General features: G+C 66.8%; 17 protein-coding genes, 1 pseudogene and 1 riboswitch. Of the genes and pseudogenes, 8 read left to right on the top strand and 10 right to left on the bottom strand.

Features of this window, described 5'->3' with window-relative positions; translation table 11 throughout:
* Position 1: 1 nt before the first annotated feature.
* The gene (locus KF871_RS14990; protein WP_291144172.1) at positions 2-490 is read right to left on the bottom strand and encodes an Lrp/AsnC family transcriptional regulator; all 489 of its coding nucleotides are present in this window, start codon (positions 488-490) and stop codon (positions 2-4) included.
* Between the two features lie 82 nt (positions 491-572).
* Between KF871_RS14990 and mdeB the strand changes: the two genes are divergently transcribed.
* Together mdeB and KF871_RS14980 are read left to right on the top strand one after the other, a co-directional pair.
* Positions 573-3,152: an alpha-ketoglutarate dehydrogenase gene (gene mdeB / locus KF871_RS14985; RefSeq protein WP_291144168.1), complete on the top strand. Its 2,580-nt coding sequence runs from the start codon at positions 573-575 to the stop codon at positions 3,150-3,152.
* Positions 3,153-3,194: 42 nt separating this feature from the next.
* Entirely contained in the window at positions 3,195-3,515 is a 321-nt protein-coding gene (locus KF871_RS14980; protein WP_291144165.1) for a hypothetical protein, read from the top strand.
* Here the strand turns inward: KF871_RS14980 and KF871_RS14975 are convergent, their stop codons facing one another.
* Entirely contained in the window at positions 3,516-3,896 is a 381-nt protein-coding gene (locus KF871_RS14975; RefSeq protein ID WP_291144162.1) for a hypothetical protein, read from the bottom strand. It abuts the gene before it with no gap.
* 126 nt (positions 3,897-4,022) lie between these two features.
* Here KF871_RS14975 and KF871_RS14970 point away from each other — a divergent pair, with 126 nt between their 5' ends.
* Positions 4,023-5,114 carry a YeeE/YedE family protein gene (locus KF871_RS14970; protein ID WP_291144159.1) on the top strand — a complete coding sequence of 364 codons (1,092 nt, stop codon included), beginning with the start codon at positions 4,023-4,025 and terminating at the stop codon, positions 5,112-5,114.
* Positions 5,115-5,121: 7 nt separating this feature from the next.
* Here the strand turns inward: KF871_RS14970 and KF871_RS14965 are convergent, their stop codons facing one another.
* Positions 5,122-6,342: an MFS transporter gene (locus KF871_RS14965; protein ID WP_291144156.1), complete on the bottom strand. Its 1,221-nt coding sequence runs from the start codon at positions 6,340-6,342 to the stop codon at positions 5,122-5,124.
* Positions 6,339-7,130, bottom strand: a complete 792-nt coding sequence (locus KF871_RS14960; protein ID WP_291144152.1) for an HAD-IIB family hydrolase — start codon at positions 7,128-7,130, stop codon at positions 6,339-6,341. Before KF871_RS14960 ends, KF871_RS14965 begins: the two co-directional genes overlap by 4 nt.
* 124 nt (positions 7,131-7,254) lie before the next feature.
* A riboswitch (S-adenosyl-L-homocysteine riboswitch) is annotated at positions 7,255-7,326 on the top strand.
* A 68-nt stretch (positions 7,327-7,394) separates the two neighbouring features.
* On the opposite strand from KF871_RS14960, the gene ahcY reads away from it, so the two are divergent.
* From ahcY to KF871_RS14940, 4 genes and pseudogenes are all read left to right on the top strand, one after another.
* On the top strand, positions 7,395-8,828 hold the full coding sequence (gene ahcY / locus KF871_RS14955; RefSeq protein ID WP_291144149.1) for an adenosylhomocysteinase: 1,434 nt from the start codon (positions 7,395-7,397) through the stop codon (positions 8,826-8,828).
* A 141-nt stretch (positions 8,829-8,969) separates the two neighbouring features.
* Complete coding sequence (locus KF871_RS14950) at positions 8,970-9,725, top strand: TlyA family RNA methyltransferase (protein WP_291144146.1); 756 nt, start codon at positions 8,970-8,972, stop codon at positions 9,723-9,725.
* A complete protein-coding gene (gene metF, locus KF871_RS14945; RefSeq protein WP_291144143.1) occupies positions 9,722-10,552 on the top strand; it encodes a methylenetetrahydrofolate reductase [NAD(P)H] in 831 nt (276 codons plus the stop codon). The genes KF871_RS14950 and metF overlap by 4 nt, the downstream gene beginning before the upstream one ends.
* A gap of 149 nt (positions 10,553-10,701) precedes the next feature.
* Positions 10,702-10,983 (top strand): annotated as a pseudogene (locus KF871_RS14940) (septal ring lytic transglycosylase RlpA family protein); the annotation flags it as partial.
* 323 nt (positions 10,984-11,306) lie between these two features.
* On the opposite strand, the gene KF871_RS14935 reads toward KF871_RS14940, so the two are convergent.
* The 3 genes from KF871_RS14935 to KF871_RS14925 all read right to left on the bottom strand — a co-directional run bounded on the left by KF871_RS14935 (position 11,307) and on the right by KF871_RS14925 (position 13,605).
* The gene (locus KF871_RS14935; RefSeq protein WP_291144140.1) at positions 11,307-12,197 is read right to left on the bottom strand and encodes an AvrD family protein; all 891 of its coding nucleotides are present in this window, start codon (positions 12,195-12,197) and stop codon (positions 11,307-11,309) included.
* 22 nt (positions 12,198-12,219) lie between these two features.
* Positions 12,220-12,897 (bottom strand): AAA family ATPase, encoded by a 678-nt coding sequence (locus tag KF871_RS14930; RefSeq protein ID WP_291144137.1) that lies wholly within the window; start codon positions 12,895-12,897, stop codon positions 12,220-12,222.
* Between the two features lie 93 nt (positions 12,898-12,990).
* Positions 12,991-13,605, bottom strand: coding sequence for an NAD(P)H-dependent oxidoreductase (locus KF871_RS14925; RefSeq protein ID WP_291144134.1), 615 nt, complete (start codon positions 13,603-13,605; stop codon positions 12,991-12,993).
* Positions 13,606-13,674: 69 nt separating this feature from the next.
* On the opposite strand from KF871_RS14925, the gene KF871_RS14920 reads away from it, so the two are divergent.
* Positions 13,675-14,586: a LysR family transcriptional regulator gene (locus KF871_RS14920; RefSeq protein ID WP_291144276.1), complete on the top strand. Its 912-nt coding sequence runs from the start codon at positions 13,675-13,677 to the stop codon at positions 14,584-14,586.
* Positions 14,587-14,688: 102 nt separating this feature from the next.
* Here the strand turns inward: KF871_RS14920 and KF871_RS14915 are convergent, their stop codons facing one another.
* Genes KF871_RS14915 through paaC form a run of 3 tightly spaced genes read right to left on the bottom strand, consistent with a single transcriptional unit; the run spans position 14,689 to position 17,197 of the window.
* On the bottom strand, positions 14,689-15,795 hold the full coding sequence (locus KF871_RS14915) for a 2Fe-2S iron-sulfur cluster-binding protein (protein ID WP_291144131.1): 1,107 nt from the start codon (positions 15,793-15,795) through the stop codon (positions 14,689-14,691).
* Positions 15,796-15,797: 2 nt separating this feature from the next.
* Positions 15,798-16,313 carry a 1,2-phenylacetyl-CoA epoxidase subunit PaaD gene (gene paaD, locus KF871_RS14910; RefSeq protein WP_291144274.1) on the bottom strand — a complete coding sequence of 172 codons (516 nt, stop codon included), beginning with the start codon at positions 16,311-16,313 and terminating at the stop codon, positions 15,798-15,800.
* Positions 16,314-16,318: 5 nt separating this feature from the next.
* Complete coding sequence (paaC, locus tag KF871_RS14905; protein WP_291144128.1) at positions 16,319-17,197, bottom strand: 1,2-phenylacetyl-CoA epoxidase subunit PaaC; 879 nt, start codon at positions 17,195-17,197, stop codon at positions 16,319-16,321.
* Positions 17,198-17,226: the final 29 nt, after the last annotated feature.

Here is a 17,226-nt window from a genome sequence, read left to right as displayed (position 1 = left end):
ATCAAGCGCCGGGCAAGGGCAGGGCGGTCTTGTAGCGCACCTGCTTGAGCGCCAGGCTGGAGCGGATCTTCTCGACCTCGGCCATCGGGGAGAGCCGCTCGAGGATGAAACGCTCGAGCGCGCCGATGTCGGCCACCACGACGCGCAGCAGGTAGTCGGCGTCGCCGGTCATCAGGTAGCACTCCATCACCTCGTCGAGGTCGCGGATGCGCGTCTCGAAGCGCGCCAGCGCCTCCTTGCTCTGTGTGCGCAGGCTGATGCTGATGAACACGTTCAGGCCGAGCCCGAGGCGCGCCGCGTCGGCCAGGGCCACGTACTGGCGGATCACGCCGGCGCGCTCCAGCGCTTTCACGCGCGCCAGACAAGGCGAGGGCGACAGGCCGATGCGCTGGGCCAGTGCCACGTTGGACAGCGAGCCGTCCTGCTGCAGCTCCTGCAGAATGCGCCGATCGATGGCATCCAGCGCGTGAGTTGCTGTGATTGCGTTCATGTGCGGCATTATCTGCTGCCGTTGTGGGGCTTCGTGAGCGTTTCGGCACCAAATGCCGCGTGCCTGTGGCTAGAGTGCCGCCATGCAGCCCAACGACCTTCCCCCCGCCGATCCCGACCCGCAAGAGACCGCCGAATGGCACGAAGCGTTTGATGCGCTGCTGCAGGCCCACGGGCCCGCACGTGCACGCCAGTTGCTCGACGGCCTGGTGGCTCAGGCGCGCGAGCGGCGGGTCGGCTGGCAACCGGGGCTGAACACGCCCTACGTCAACACCATCGCGGTCGAAGCGCAGCCGCCGTTCCCGGGCGACCTCGCCATCGAGGAGCAACTGGCCTCGCTGATGCGCTGGAATGCGCTGGCCATGGTGGTTCGCGCGAACCAGGCCTATGGTGAGCTGGGTGGGCACATCGCCAGCTACGCCAGCGCGGCCGATCTGTTCGAGGTCGGCTTCAACCACTTCTTCCGCGCGCGCAGCGCGGGCGACGGCGGCGACCTCGTGTTCTTTCAGCCGCACAGCGCGCCGGGGGTGTACGCGCGGGCTTTTCTGGAGGGCCGTCTCAGCGAGGCCGACCTGCGCCACTACCGCCAGGAGATCGTGGCACCCGCTCAAGGTGCTCGCGGTCTGTCCAGCTACCCGCACCCCTGGCTCATGCCGGACTTCTGGCAGTTCCCGACCGGCTCCATGGGCATCGGGCCCATCAGCTCGATCTACCACGCGCGCTTCATGCGCTACCTCGCGCACCGCGGCCTGCTCGACACCAACGGTCGCACCGTCTGGGGCGTGTTCGGCGACGGCGAGATGGACGAGCCCGAGAGCATGAGTGCGCTCACCCTGGCCGCGCGCGAGCGGCTGGACAACCTGGTCTGGGTGGTCAACTGCAACCTGCAGCGTCTGGACGGTCCGGTGCGCGGCAACGGCCGCATCGTCGACGAGCTGGAGCGACTGTTTGCCGGTGCCGGCTGGAACGTCGTCAAGCTGCTCTGGGGCAGCGACTGGGACGGCCTGTTTGCGCGCGACGCCACAGGCACGCTGGCGCAGACCCTGGGCGACACGGTGGATGGTCAGATGCAGACCTTCGCCGCCAAGGACGGGCGCTTCAACCGCGAGAACTTCTTCGGCCAGAACCCGGCGCTGAGCGCGCTGGTCGAGGGCCTCACCGACGAGCAGATCGACCGCCTCAAGCGCGGTGGCCACGACCTGGTGAAGATCCACGCCGCGTACCACGCCGCCGTGCGCCACCGTGGTCAGCCCACGGTGATCCTGGCCCACACCAAGAAGGGCTACGGCATGGGTTCGGCCGGCCAGGGCCGCATGACCACGCACAGCCAGAAGAAGCTCGACGCCGACGAACTGCTGGCCTTTCGCGACCGCTTCCAGCTGCCACTCAGCGACGAGCAGGCCACACAACTGCAGTTCCACAAACCGGCCGACGACAGTGCGGCCATGCGCTACCTGCGCGACCGGCGTGCCGCGCTGGGCGGCGCCATGCCGCGGCGCGAGACCGCCTGCGAGGTGGTACCGGTGCCCGAGCTCGCGCGCATCGCCGGCTTTGCGCTGCAGCCCGACGGCAAGGCCATGAGCACCACCATGGCCTTCGTGCGCCTGCTGGGCCAATGGCTCAAGGACCCGGTGCTGGGTCCGCGCATCGTGCCCATCGTGGCCGACGAGGCGCGCACCTTCGGCATGGCCAACCTGTTCAAGCAGGTCGGCATCTACAGCAGCGTGGGTCAGGTCTATGCGCCCGAAGACATTGGCTCGGTGCTGAGCTACCGCGAAGCGCTCGACGGCCAGATCCTCGAAGAAGGCATCAGCGAGGCCGGCGCCATTGCCAGCTGGACAGCGGCCGCCACCAGCTACAGCGTGCACGGGCTGGCCATGCTGCCGTTCTACATCTACTACTCGATGTTCGGCTTCCAGCGCGTGGGCGACGCCATCTGGGCCGCGGCCGACCAGCGTGCGCGCGGCTTTCTGCTCGGCGCCACGGCCGGACGCACCACACTCGGCGGCGAAGGCCTGCAGCACCAGGACGGCAGCAGCCACCTGGTGGCCGCCACCATTCCCAACTGCAAGGCCTACGACCCGGCCTTCGCTGGCGAGATGGCGGTCATCGTCGACGCTGGCATGCGCGAGATGCTGATCGAGCAGCGCGACGTCTTCTACTACGTGACGCTGATGAACGCGTCGTACGCGCAACCCGATCTGCCACCCGAGGCGCACGCCGGCGTGCTGCGCGGCGGCTACCGGCTGGCGCAGTTCGGGCCGGTCGACGGGGTGCCCGTGACCTTGATGGGCTCGGGCGCCATCCTCACCGAGGTGCTGCAAGCGGCGGAGCAACTGGCCGGCGAAGGCATGCGCGTGCACGTTTGCAGCATCACCAGCTGGAGCGAGCTGGCGCGGGATGCCGAGGCGGCCGAGGCCGACCCGCGCCAACCCTGGCTGCACGCCTTGCTGGCCGACACGCAAGGGCCGATCGTGGCCGCCAGCGACTACGTGCGCGCCGTGCCCGAAGCCCTGCGCGCCTGGTTGCCGGCCGACCGGCGCTACCGCACGCTGGGCACCGACGGCTTCGGTCGCAGCGACACACGTGCGGCGCTGCGCCAGTTCTTCGGCGTCGATGCCGCCGCCATTGTCCAAACGGCGCGGCGCGAATCCGCGCGATGATGCGGGGCGGGCGCGATCGCCCGTCCTCCCGCCCGCGCCCCCGTGTCACACCCGGTCATCCACATCCAGCCCGACGCGCCGCCCAAGCCGGCGCTGGGCGCGCCCTGCAATGGCTGCGGCGTGTGTTGCCTGCTGGAACCCTGCCCGCTGGGCCAGGTGATTTCGCGCAAGCGCAGCGGTGCCTGCGATGCGCTGCGCTGGGATGCCGATGCCCGGCAGTACCGCTGTGGCGCGCTCACCGATTCGGCCGGTGTGCTCGGCAAGCGCTGGGCGTTTGCGGCGCCGCTGCTGCGCCGGCTGGCGCGGCGCTGGATCGCGGCGGGCGTCGGCTGTGATGCCTCGGTCGAGGTGGGCCCGCGCTGATCAGCGTGCCAGCAGCACCCCCACGCCGACCACGAGCACCGCCGCCACCCCCATCAGCACGCGCGTGCGCACGCGCAGCAACTCCACGGCGGCCACCAGGCGCGCATTCTGTTCGGCCAGCTCGCTCAGCGTCTGGGCGGTCTGCTGCTGGGCAGCGGCCTGCTGGTCAATGAGCTGACGCGCCTCGATCAGCCGGTTACGCAGTTCGCCCAGGGTGGGCGGTTCGGCCTGCGGGTCCATCAGCGAGGTATCGGGCACAGGCTCCTCGCCCGCCTTTTGCTTGTCGAGCAGCTTGCGTGCAGCGTTGAGTACCTTGGGCGCGTGCTCGATGACGTCGCCCCAGGGGATCACCTTGAGCGCCGCGAGCCAGGGGATGGGCATGTCAGTTCCTTTCATCGGAGTGGCCAGCTTACGCCTGCATGGGGTATGGGGCGCGCTTGCGCTGGATCAATGCCAAGTGGCCGGGGTTCCTTGAATATCAGCGCATGTTGATATTTGAGGTGTGCCATGGACCTGACCGGCTGGATCGAGCATTGGGGTGAGCCCGCCGTGCTGGCCGTGGCCGGCTTGCTGGTGGGCGTGGGCTTCGGCTTTTTTGCGCAGCGCTCGCGCTTTTGCCTGCGCGGCGCGGTGGTGGCCTTCTGGCACGGGCATTTCGGCGACAAGCTGGCGGTGTGGCTGCTGGCCTTTTCGAGTGCGGTGGTGGCGGTGCAGGCGCTGATCCTGGCGGGATTGCTCGACGTGGGCACAGCGCGTCAGCTGGCCGCACGCGGCAGCCTGTCGGGCGCGCTGATCGGTGGCCTGCTGTTTGGCGTGGGCATGGTGCTCACGCGCGGCTGCGCCAGCCGTTTGCTGGTGCTGTCGGCCAATGGCAACCTGCGCGCGCTGTTGGCCGGGCTGGTGTTTGCCGTCACGGCGCAGGCGTCGCTGCGCGGCGTGCTGGCGCCGCTGCGCGAGGCCATTGCCGGCTGGTGGGTGGTGGAGGGCGGCGCGTCGCGCAACCTGCTGGCACTGGTGGGCGCGGGCCCCTGGGACGGTCTGGTCTTCGGCTGGTTGTGGGCGGTCGTGGCCTTGTTCTATGCCTACCGCGCCGGTGGCGGCTTCTGGCAGTGGGCCGGCGGCATCGGCACCGGGCTGATGGTGGCGCTGGCCTGGTGGGTCACCTACGCGGTGATGAGTCACTCCTTCGAGCCGGTGCAGATCCAGGGCATCACCTTCAGTGGGCCGTCGGCCGACTGGCTCATGCGTGTGCTGGTCGAATCGGACGGCCCATGGACCTTTGCACTGGGCCTGTTGCCCGGGGTGTTTCTGGGCTCGCTGGGCGGCGCCTTGCTGGGCAGGGACTGGAAGGTCGAGACCTTCGGCCCGGGCTACAGCGTGCCGCGCTACGTGATCGGCGCCATGCTGATGGGCTTCGGCTCGATGCTGGCGGGCGGCTGCGCGGTGGGCGCAGGCATGACGGGCGGGTCGATCTTTGCGCTGACCGCCTGGCTCACGCTGGGCGGCATGTGGGTGGGCGGTGGCGTGGCCGACCGGCTGCTGGACGGCCCCAAGGGTGCGCCCACGCTGTTGCCGCGGTTGGGCGGCGCGACGCCCTGAGCGAAATCTATCGGGCGCGGCGCAGCAGCCAGACCCCCAGCGCCGCCACGCCCAGCAACAGCGCGGGAAAGCCCAGCACCGGCGACCACTGCAGGGCCGCCGCGCCCAGCGCGGGCGCCAGCACGCCACCCAGCGTGTAGCTCATCACCAGCACCGCGGTGCTGTTGACCAGTGTGATGCCCTGTTCGCGCGAACCGATGTCGATCATCGCCAGCGTGTACAGGCATCCGCCGGCGCCGCCCCAGACGAAGGCCACCGGCGCCACCAGCCAGGGCATCGTGGCCACCAGCGGCACCAGCAGCGTGCCCGCCAGCGTGATCGCGGCGCAGGCGCGCATGAGCGTCAGTCGCGCCTGGCGCTCGCTGCCCCAGCGCTGCCTGGGGTGGTGCGCCATGCGATCGGCCAGCACGCCGGCCGGCAGCATCATCATGGCGCTGCCCAGGCCACTGGCCGACACCAGCAGCGCCGCCGCCACCGCACCCAGACCCAACGCCAATCCGTAGAGCGGCAGGATGGACGTGAGCCCGCTCTCGAAGAAGCCACCGACGAAACCCACGGTCATGATCAGCGGGTGCGCCAGCAGCGCGTGCCACACCCCCCGCAGGCCCACGCGGGCTTCGTGCGCGTCGGCCGCCGGTGGCACACGCGGGATGAGCAGGCTCCAGGCGAGGCCGATGGCCATGAAGCCGAAGGCCGCCCACAGCGCCGCATCGCTTTGCGGGCCGACCCAGGCCAGCACCAGCGGCCCCACCACGAAGGTCACCCCCACCAGGGTTTCGAACAGGCCCACATAGCGTCCGCGTTGCGCGGGCGGCGCGAACTCGGCCACGATCGCTTCGGCCAGCACCCAGCGCAAGCCCGACGCCATGCCGGCGACGATCTTCAGTGGGAACCACAGGGCCAGCGACGGCGACAGCGCAAAGCCCGCCGTCGCCAGTGTGGGAATCAGCGCCGACAGCCACAGCGTGGGTCGCCGCCCCAGCCGCCGCGTGAGCGCCGAGGCAAACGGCACCATCAGGAAGATGCCCAGCCAGCCCGCGGCCGCAAACATACCGGCCAGCGCGGTGGACTCGCCGCTGTCCTTGAGGCGCAGCAGCAGCAAGGGCGCGAGCATGAAATAGCCGACCAGCTCGAAGAACGTGGCGCCAAAAATGGCCACCAGACCCAGCGAGGCGTGGGCAGGGCGTTCGCGCGGCGCAGCGCGGGGTGGCAGCGGGTGTTCGCTCATGGCTGGCGCGCGCTCAGCAGGGCGTGAGCGAGTTCGGCGAAGCCCTGACCACGCTCGGCGTCGGTCACGTACACGGGCAGGTGCCGCAGCTGCGGCACGAAGCGCGCGATGTTGGCCACGCCCACGCTGTGGCGGAAGTGCTCGAACATGACCTGGTCGTTGGTCGAGTCGCCCACGTAGACCCAGCGATCGGGCTCGGCGTCGAGCGTGCGGTCCAGGCAGGCCTGCAACACCCAGCGCGCGCCGACCAGCTTGTCGTGCTCGCCGATCCAGCCGTTGATGTGGATGCTGCTGACGCTGACACGCAGGCCTTCGGCGCGCATCAGGTCGACCACGCGCGCAATGGTGGCGTCGTCGAGGTGGGTGAACTCGCTGTGGTCGATGGCGATGTCGGTCTCGCGCCCGGCGCTGTCGGTGGCGCGTTGTGCGCCGGGCACCTCGGCCTCGATGCGCGCCAGCACGCGCTGAAGATGCGCGAAGTTGGCGGCGCGCTCGGGCGCGTCCTGCAGGTAGCGCCGGCTGCCGTCGGGCAGCAGGGCCACCGCACCGTTCTCCGCCACGATGGCCTGCACCGGCCAGGCCTGCGGCCCCTGCGCAAACGGCAGGCTCCAGCCCACCGGGCGGCCGGTGATGGCGAACACGTCGATGCCGGCGGCGCGCAGTTGCGCCAGCGCGGCCAGCGCTTCGGGGGCGATGGCGCCGTCGTGGGTGAGGGTGTCGTCGATGTCGGTGAAGACACCGCTGATGCGGGCGCGCTCGGTGACGGGCCAGCGGCTGAGGGATTGCATGGGGCGCGAGCATATCGACCTGGCGTGAACCCTTCGTCGGTCGGGGCCGCTGTCTGGCGCGGTTCGCGCCCTGGGCTGGGTCTTTCGGCCTACAGCGCGGCGAGGCCCTGCGATAGAATCCGCCGCTTCCGAGGAGCGTTGCAGTGCCGCCATGGCGCGAGGCTCGGAACCCTACATGCAACGACGCTCATCCACTTCTGTGCGGTGAGCGTTTTTTTTCGCCCCGCGGCAAGTGGTTTTTTCAAACACGTTTTGGAGCAAACCATGAACGCACGCATCCCATCCGTTCCCACCGATTGCGTCATCGCCGACATCTCCCTGGCCGACTGGGGCCGCAAGGAGATCAGGATCGCCGAGACCGAAATGCCCGGCCTGATGGCCATCCGCGAGGAATACGCCGCCAAGCAGCCGCTCAAGGGCGCGCGCATCACCGGCTCGCTGCACATGACCATCCAGACCGCGGTGCTCATCGAGACGCTGCAGGCGCTGGGTGCCCAGGTGCGCTGGGCCTCCTGCAACATCTTCTCGACCCAGGACCACGCCGCCGCCGCCATCGCCGCCGCCGGCACCCCGGTGTTCGCGATCAAGGGCGAAACGCTCGAGGATTACTGGGATTACACCCACCGCATCTTCGACTTCGGCGCCAAGGGCACCGAGGGCGAAGGCCCCAACATGATCCTGGACGACGGTGGCGATGCCACGCTGCTGATGCACCTGGGCAAGAAGGCCGAGAAGGACGCCTCGGTGCTGGCCAACCCGGGCAGCGAAGAAGAGCGCATCCTGTTCGCCGCCATCAAGGCCAAGCTGGCCGAAGACGACAGTTGGTACAGCCGCAAGAGCGCCCAGATCATCGGCGTGACCGAAGAGACCACCACCGGCGTGCACCGCCTCAAGGAGATGAGCGCCAAGGGCTCGCTCATGTTCCGCGCCATCAACGTCAACGACTCGGTCACCAAGAGCAAGTTCGACAACCTGTACGGCTGCCGCGAATCGCTGGTCGACGGCATCAAGCGCGCCACCGACGTGATGATCGCCGGCAAGGTCGCCGTGGTGGCCGGCTACGGTGACGTGGGCAAGGGCTCGGCCCAGGCCCTGCGCGCGCTCAGCGCCCAGGTGTGGGTCACCGAGATCGATCCCATCAACGCCCTGCAGGCCTGCATGGAAGGCTACAAGGTCGTGACCATGGAGTACGCCGCCGACAAGGCCGACATCTTCGTCACCACCACCGGCAACCGCGACGTCATCACCTTCGCGCACATGGCCGCCATGAAGGACCAGGCCATCGTCTGCAACATCGGCCACTTCGACAACGAAATCCAGGTCGCGCAGCTCGAAGAGAAGTGCCAGTGGGAAGAGATCAAGCCGCAGGTCGATCACGTCATCTTCCCCGATGGCAAGAAGATCATCCTGCTGGCCAAGGGCCGACTGGTGAACCTGGGCTGCGGCACCGGTCACCCCAGCTTCGTGATGTCGTCGAGCTTCGCCAACCAGACCATCGCGCAGATCGAGCTGTTCACCCACAGCGACTACTACGAGCAGGGCAAGGTCTATGTGCTGCCCAAGCACCTCGACGAAAAGGTTGCCCGTCTGCACCTGAAGAAGGTGGGCGCGATGCTGAGCGAGCTGACCGACGATCAGGCGGCGTACATCGGTGTGCCGAAGCAAGGCCCCTACAAGCCCGACACCTACCGTTATTGATCGGCGGCTACTGCGCGGCCGTGATCCGTCGTTGCGGGTCCCTCCGAAGATCCTCACGTAGCGCCGCTACGTTCCGGTCTTGGGATCCGCCCGCGCCTCGGCTGACGGCCGCTCGCTACGCCGCTGAGGTGTGTGCACACCATGCGTGCTGACCAACTCCTCGTCGAGCGCGGGCTCGCGGCGTCGCGCTCGCAGGCTCAGCGGCTGATTGCTGCTGGCGTGCGCTGGCGGCTGGGTGCCGACTGGAAGCCGGTTGCCAAGAACGGCGATGAACTGCCCGCGACGGCGGAGCTGCAACTGCTCGACGGCGCCGAGGCGCGATTCGTCTCGCGTGGTGGCCTCAAGCTCGACGGCGCGCTCACGCAGCTTGGCTTCGATGTCAACGGTCTGCGTGTGCTCGACGTCGGGCAGAGCACCGGTGGCTTCACCGACTGCCTGCTGCAGTGCGGTGCCGCGCAGGTGGTGGGCGTCGATGTGGGCAGCGGCCAGTTGAACCCGCGCCTGCGCGCCGATCCGCGCGTGGTCGTGGTGGAGCATTGCAACGCGCGCGAGCTGAGCGCCGAACGCTTGCGCGATGCCGGTGCGGACGTGCCGTTCGATCTGGTGGTGGGCGACCTGTCGTTCATCTCGCAGACGCTGGTGTGGCCGGCCCTGGTGCCGCTGCTCAAGCCCGGCGGTCATGGTCTGATGCTGGTCAAGCCGCAGTTCGAGCTGCAACCCGGGCACATCGGCAAGGGCGGTCTGGTGAAAGACCCGGGGTCGTATCCGCTGGTGCGCGAACGCATCATCACCGCACTGCAGGGCCTGGGCCTTGAAGTGCGCGACTACGTCGACAGCCCCATCGCCGGCGGCGATGGCAACCGCGAATTCTTTGTCTTCATTCGGAAACCGGCATGAACCTGCCCATCAGTTTCGAGTTCTTCCCCCCCAAGACGCCCGAGGGCGCCGAGAAGCTGCGCGGTCATCGGCAGCAGCTCTACGCGCGCTCGCCGGCGTTCTGCTCGGTCACCTACGGTGCCGGCGGCTCCACGCAGGAGGGCACCTTTGCCACCGTGCGCGAGATCCTGGCCGAAGGGGTCGATGCGGCCTCGCACTTCTCGTGCATCGGTGCCACGCGTGAGCGCGTGCGCGAGCAACTGGCGCAACTCAAGGCCATGGGCGTCAAACGCCTGGTGGCCTTGCGCGGCGACCTGCCCAGCGGCTATGGCCTGGGCGGCGAGTTCCACTACGCCAGCGACCTCGTGGCCTTCATCCGTGCCGAGTGCCCCAGCGATTTCCACATCGAGGTCGCCGCCTATCCCGAGGTGCACCCGCAGGCCCGCTCGCCCGAGGCCGACCTCAAGGCCTATGTGACCAAGGTCAGAGCCGGTGCCGACTCGGCGATCACGCAGTACTTCTACAGCGCCGACGCGTACTTCCGCTTCGTCGAGGACGCGCGCTCCCTGGGCGCCGACGTGCCGGTGGTACCGGGCGTTATGCCCATCATCAGCTCCACGCAGCTGATGCGCTTCTCCGACGCCTGCGGCGCCGAGATTCCGCGTTGGATTCGTCTGCGCCTGCAGGCCTTTGGCGACGACACGGCCTCCATCAAGGCCTTCGGGCTCGACGTGGTGACGTCTTTGTGTGAGCAATTGATTCGGGGCGGCGCACCGGGGCTGCACTTCTATACGATGAACCAGAGCGCCGCGTCGCTCGACATTCTTAGTCGCCTGAACACGCCCTGATGCCTTTGTCTTCTGCCCGTTTGCTCCTGGTTGCCTGCTCGCTGTCGGCGGTGCTGGTGGCCTGCGCCAGTGGGCCAACACCACCCGGAGAAGGGTGGGGCGGGGGCGGTGCCGCGGCGGCGTCAGGCGATGCCAACACCGAACAGGGCGAGCGTGGTCTCGCGTCCTGGTACGGCGCGCAACACCACGGCAAGCGCACCGCCAGTGGCGAGCCGTTCGACATGCGCGCGCTCACTGCGGCGCACAAGACACTGCCCTTCGGCACACGTGTGCGGGTGCTCAACCCGGCCAACGGAGCGAGCGTGGTGGTGCGCATCAACGACCGTGGTCCGTTCACGCCAGGGCGCGTGATCGACCTCAGCCGCGCAGCGGCCGAGCGCATCGGTCTGATTCGTGCAGGTGTCGCGCCGGTGGTGGTTTTTCGAGAGTGACTGGCAATGACGATCGCACCAGGGTGAGAATCCCCAAGAGACTCAGCCAACGCATTGGGTGCGATGGGGGATCGAACTGTGTGCTCAGGCGCTGAATGCCTGGTCAATACGATCCGATCCGGCACTCTCCGCGTTGGACCTGGCCCACGAGTTGCCCGCAACGGGTCGCAAATAGAGCCCACGCAAGTGGGCTTTTGCTTGTCAGTCCGGGAGACATGAGTACCTCAACCCAGGCAACTGGGTCGTCGGATTGCTGGCGTGTGATGTGCTGACAGTGCTGCCCGCCGAAACACCCATCGGCGGACAGCGGACAAGATCAACGCTCAGTGCATCAACTGCACCTGCGCAGGCAGGCGGTGCGTCACGCGGCAGGTGATCTGTGTGTTGCAGAACGCGGCGCAGACGTTGGCCCGGCGCCACTCACCATCGGACTTTTCGTACTTCAGAACGTCGTTGAGATGCACATGGATTGGCTGGACACCACCAGCACTGGGAACCAGATCGGAGAAACGGATCTCCGTCTTCTTCATCCACAGTGTGTTGCTGCTGGCGCGATCGACCTTGTCAAGCTTGTACAGCAGCAGTTGGCCAAGCTGGAGCGCGCAGGCAAAGCTTGCCGAAAGCGACCACGCCATGCCAGGCTCCATCGGCTTTGGGCTGGCCATCGCCGAGGCATGCATCTTCTCGGTATTGAGCAGCACCTGACCCAACTCCACCGGTGTTCTGCTGAAAGTCAGTCCTCGCGTAACGCGCTGGGTTTCGGGGCGCATGTACAGCGTGACATCCATGTTGCCCACCTTCAAGGTCATGACCTCGTTGGCGTTGCCGTCAGGCACGACCTGACCCGTGATCACCACGGCGTCCATGTTGTCCTCGATGGGGCTGTTGCCGGCGACGATGGACATGCCATGAAGCAGATCGGTTGTCAGTTCGTGGCCGCGTCGCAGGCAGATGCGAAACTGGCGCAAACACTCCAGAGCGAATTCGATCACGTCGATCGTGCTCAGATGCGGCTTCTGTTTGCTCTCGCCCTTGAGCGACCACATGTCGGGCAAACGGACCTCGCCGAGGCTTGAAAACCGCATGCCATGAGGTCCCCCGGACAGCTCGAAGTCGCGAATGGTCTGCGCGGACTTCAGATAGCCATCACCAAAGTAGCGACCATGACGTTTTCCGAGAAAGTCATCGATGCTTTCGTAGTAGCCGATTTCCACCATTTACTCCCTGTTGTGCCAATTACATGAGAAGGGTTGCGTAATGAGCGCTTGCATGTCGCACCGCTTCGGCGACGGGCATGACGGGCTCCTTGCCAAAGATCTCTGCAATCCTGTCAGCGCGTTCCTCCAGCGTTCCGCCAATCACCGTATAGGGCATTTCCATCTCATCAAGGGTTGTGAGAAGGAATTCATCAGAAGAGCGGCGGAAGTTCTCGTTCACTGGCCGATGCCCGTCTTTTGCCAACGGCAATTCGTTTCTGAGGTGCACGAAATGGTCGAAGGAAGATTTGACGTGGCGTTTGAAGGCTTTGCCCAGTTCCCACATCACGTCTTCGAAAAGTGCCAGCTCGCCTGTCTTTTCCACGCTTTCATCCGGTGCAAGGTGGATGGACGCGTTCGGGTTGATGCCGTATTTGACGCGCACGCTGCCATAGATCCACTCCTGCAGTGAGCAGCCGTCCGAAATGAATTCAGGGCTGAGTCGACTCTCATGGACGACGCGCTCGCTGTGGCGAGCCACGATCATCTGGATCAGTTGCGCGGCGGTGCATTCCTCAAGCGTCTTGCCTGGTGCCGCATGCGGCAGGATCTCGCGCATGGTCGACGCTTCGGTTCGCGGTACGCCGAGATATCTCGAAGCGACCAGTGACGTGAGTGTTTTTCCGGATGAGTAGGTCCCCGTCAAACCGATTCGCATAGGGACCTCGTTTGAGCGGGTGGACGTGTCTGGGCAGAAAGCGACTGCTCTGCCAGCACGGGCGAAAGACGATGCCTGTTCATGTTGCGATCCTTACGCAACCAGCGACTCGGCTCTGGCGATCGCCGTCGCCTTTGTGGCCGCATAGTCGGCATTCACAACGGTCGGCGCGACGTGGATCTGCTCCAGATCGGTCACGCCGATGAAATTGAACCAGTCCGCCAGATAGGGCGTTGCGAAGTCAGAGCCGAAGTTCGGCGGGATGCCTTCGTGATAGACGCCACTTGCATGCACCACGAAGGCGCGTTTGCCAGCCATCAGGCCGCTGTAGCCCTTGGCAGGGTCAAAGCCGAAAGTCCAACCGGGTTGTGTGACCAGGTCGATGAACTGCTTGAGGACATAGGGAATGCCGTTGTTCCAGAGTGGGGTGTTGACCACATAGACATCGGCGGCGGCGAAGCGTTTGAACACCGATTCGACCTGGGTCCAGGTGGCCTTCTGCGCTGCGGTCGCGTTGGCCCCGGTGAACAACGCCATCTTGGCGCCCACGGCGTTGGCGTCGAAGGCAGGCAAACTACCATCGAACAGGTTCAGCCGATCCACTGTCGCGTTGGGCGCTGTCCGCAACTTTGCGATGAGCCGTTCGGCAACAGCCAAAGACTGGCTCTCTTCGCCGCGGGTGGATGCATTTATGTGAAGAATTTTCATGTTGTGTGCGGTTCTGAAAAAAGTTGATCGGTTGTTGATCGTGCAGCTTGCTGCAGTGCGGCATTCTTGGTGGGGTGTTCGACATGGTCAATTCTTCAAATTCGCAAACTGAGGGTGCAGAAATTGCCAGCATCGGAATTGGTCTGGGATGACCTGAAACACTTCGCACTCGTGGCGCGTGAAGGCTCCATCGCGGGCGCCGCCCGGTTCGCCAAGGTCGAGCACTCCACCATCGTCAGGCGCATTGGCCGACTGGAAGAAACCCTGAAGTTGCGGTTGTTCAACCGCCTTGTGAGAGGTTGGGTACTGACCGAAGAAGGCAATGCCTTGCGTGAGCGTGTCCTGCAGATCGAAGGTCAGGTGCTGGGTGTGGTGCGCAGCGCGCAGGACATGGGCAAGGAGGCCGGCAGCGTGACCCTGACCGCGCCGCCCGATCTGCTGAGCGACGTGGTGATTCCAGCCCTGGCCGGGTTTGCGGCGGACCACCCGCAGATCGAATTGCGATTGTTCGGTGCCACCGACCGCGCCAACCTGTCTCGCGGCGAGGCCGACATTGCGCTGCGCATGGTCAAGGTCGAGGGCGCCGAGCTTGTGAGCCAGCGGGTCTGTTCGGTGAGCTATGGGCTCTATGGCCTTGCTGGCTGGTCAGGCGAGGTGTGGCACAAGCGCAGATTTGTCGGTTATTCGGACCTGCATCAGCCTTTTCTCAATGACGCGTTGATCCGTCTGGCCGCCGGTCGCGAGATAGCCTTGCAGACCAACAGCCCTCGCGTCGCACTCAAGGCTGCGGCCGCCGGGCTCGGGCTGGCGCTGCTGCCCAACTTCCTGGCTGAGAGCTGCGGCGAGCTTGTGGTCGTCGAGACCCACGAAGCACCTGTTTCTCGTCCGGTCTATCTCGTGATGCAGCGCGATGTCAGAAAAGCCCATCGCGTCCGTGCGGTGGTGGACCATCTGCGGCAACACATCTGTCGGGAGATTTGAGGTTCTGTCTGCCTGGGAGATTTGCCCCCTAGCCGGCGTCGTCCTGCCAGGCAAGGGGATGTACGTCTGCGTTTACGGATCGTTCAAATCCTGACGCACCCCTCAGCGCTCGTCGTAGCTGACGACAATGCGGTCGCTGGTGGGCCGGGCCTGGCAGCTCAGCACAAAGCCCTGCTCCATTTCCCAGGGCTCCAGCGTGAAGTTCTTGTCCATCTGGGCGCTGCCCTGCATCACCTTGGCGCGGCAGGTGCAGCACACGCCGCCGCGGCACGACCACGGCAGGTCCAGGCCGGCTTCGAGCGCCACGTCGAGCACGTGCTGGTCGCGGCCCATGCGCAACTCGTGCGGCTTGCCGTCCAGCACCACCGTGAGGGCGACCTCACCTTGCTGGCGTTCGGTGTGGCCGAGCTGCACCGTTGCGCGCTGTGCGCTGGGCATGGCGTCCAGTGTCGGCGAGCTGAAGCGTTCGCAATGGATGCGTTCGGGTTTGACGCCCGCGCCCAGCAGCGCCTGTTCGGTGGCTTCGATCATCGCTTCGGGCCCGCAGACGAAGACCTCGTCCATGCTGCCCACCGGCAGCAGGGCGCCGATGATGGCGCGCACCTTGTCGCCGTCGATGCGGCCTTCGAGCAGCGGCACCTCCTGCGCCTGGCGCGAAAGCACGTGGATGAGCGTGAGGCGGTCGCGGTAGCGGTCCTTCAGGTCCTGCAGGGCTTCGTTGAACATCACGCTTGCCATGCGGCGGTTGCCGTAGACCAGGGTGAACTTTGCGGTGGGTGACTCCTCCAGCGTGCTGGTCATGATCGACAGGATGGGCGTGATACCCGAGCCCGCGGCAAAGCCCACGCGGTGCAGCGCGCGCGGGCGGTGCACGGTGAATCGCCCGTCGGGCGGCATGGCCAGCAGGTGGTCACCGGCCTTGAGCTGGGTGGCGGCCCAGTTGCTGAACACGCCGCCTTCGACCGGACGGATGCCCAGCGTGAGCTCGCCTTTTTTCGTGTACAGGCTGCGCGGGCTGCTGATCGAGTAGCTGCGCCGCACGTCCTGCCCGTCGATGCGCGCGCGCACGGTAAGGAACTGCCCGGGCTCGAAGGCGAAGGCGCTGCGCTGCGCGTCCGGCACGGACAGGGTGATGGCGACCGAGCCGGCGGCCTCGGGGCTGACGCGCGCGATGGGCAGGTCGACGAATCCGCGGGGCGTGGTGCTCATGGTCAATAGGGCTTGAAAAGGTCGAAGGGTTCGAGGCAGTCGAGGCAACGGTAGAGCGCCTTGCAGGCGGTCGATCCGAAGGGCGATGTCTCGGTGGTGTGGGTCGAGCCACAGCGCGGGCAGGGCACGGGTTGGGTGGCGGCGCGGCGCGCGAAGCTGATGACCTTGTCGTGCCCGTGCGCGGCGCGCCCGTTCGGTGGCGCAATGCCGTAGGTGCGCAGTTTCTCGCGCGCGTCGGCGCTCATCCAGTCGGTGGTCCAGGCGGGCGAGAGCTGGGTGCACACGCGCGCGTCGATGCCGGCCTCGCGCAGGGCCGCGCGAATGTCGTCCTCGATCTGCCCCATGGCGGGGCAGCCGCTGTAGGTGGGCGTGATGACCACCTCGGGCACACCGTCGTCACCCGCGCGCACCTCGCGCAGGATGCCGAGCTCGCTCAGGCTGACCACGGGAATCTCGGGGTCGGCCAGGTGCGCGATGGCAGCGCGCACGGTATCGAGGTTGGCGGCGCTGGCCCGCATGGTGCTCACCAGGTGGCGGTGGGGTGCTCGCGCGCCAGGCTTTGCATCTCGGCCAGCAGAAAGCCCATGTGCTCGGAGTGGACGCCGCGCTTGCCCTGGCTCACATAGCCGCTGTCCTTGGGGCGCTGCAGTGTGGCTTCGGCCAGCGCTTCGTCGACCAGCGCGTCCCAGGCCGGCTTGAGCTCGCTCAGCGCCACGCCGGTGCCGTTGGCCACCGCCGCGGCTTCGGCGTCGCTGCCGGTCCAGAACTCCTGCGTGTAGGGCATCAGGTGATGCAGGGCGGCCTGCGCGCGCGCGTGGCTCTCGGCGGTGCCGTCGCCAAAGCGCACCAGCCAGTCGCCCGCGTGGCGCAGGTGGTAGCGCACTTCCTTGAGCGACTTGGCGGCGATGCCGGCAAGCTGCGTGTCGGCGCTGTCCTGCAGGCGCGTCCACCACAGGTTCATTAGCGCGGCGTAGAGAAAGTTGCGCACGATGGTGGTGGCGTAGTCGCGGTCGGCGCGCGCCGGGCCGGCCAGCGGGCCGTGGTGCGGCAACTCCAGCAAGGTGTAGTTGTGGAATTCGTGCGCGCTGCGGAAGTAGGCCAGCGTGTCCTCGCTGACCTGCCCATCGCCGCGCGCACCCTGCAGGTGGTCGAAGGCCTTTGTCAGTGCAGGGTCGGCGTTGATGCAGGTGGCGGCGTGCTGGTACAGCAGGCGGGCCTGCCCCATGTGATCGAGCGCGTGGTTGGCCAGCGCGAGGTCTTCCTCCAGTACCGGCCCGTGGCCGCACCATTCGGCGTTGCGCTGCCCGAACACCAGCGCGTTGTCGGCCAGGTGCAGCAGGTAGCCTATGGGCGCCGTTGGCGCCCCGTTGTGGGTTGGGCGTTGAGCGTTGGGCGAATTCATGGTGTGTTCCCTCGCGCTGAACGCCAGAC

The organism is Hydrogenophaga sp. (assembly GCF_019635465.1).
Classification (GTDB): Bacteria; Pseudomonadota; Gammaproteobacteria; order Burkholderiales; family Burkholderiaceae_C; genus Hydrogenophaga.
This window is presented reverse-complemented; position numbering and strand designations above follow the sequence as displayed.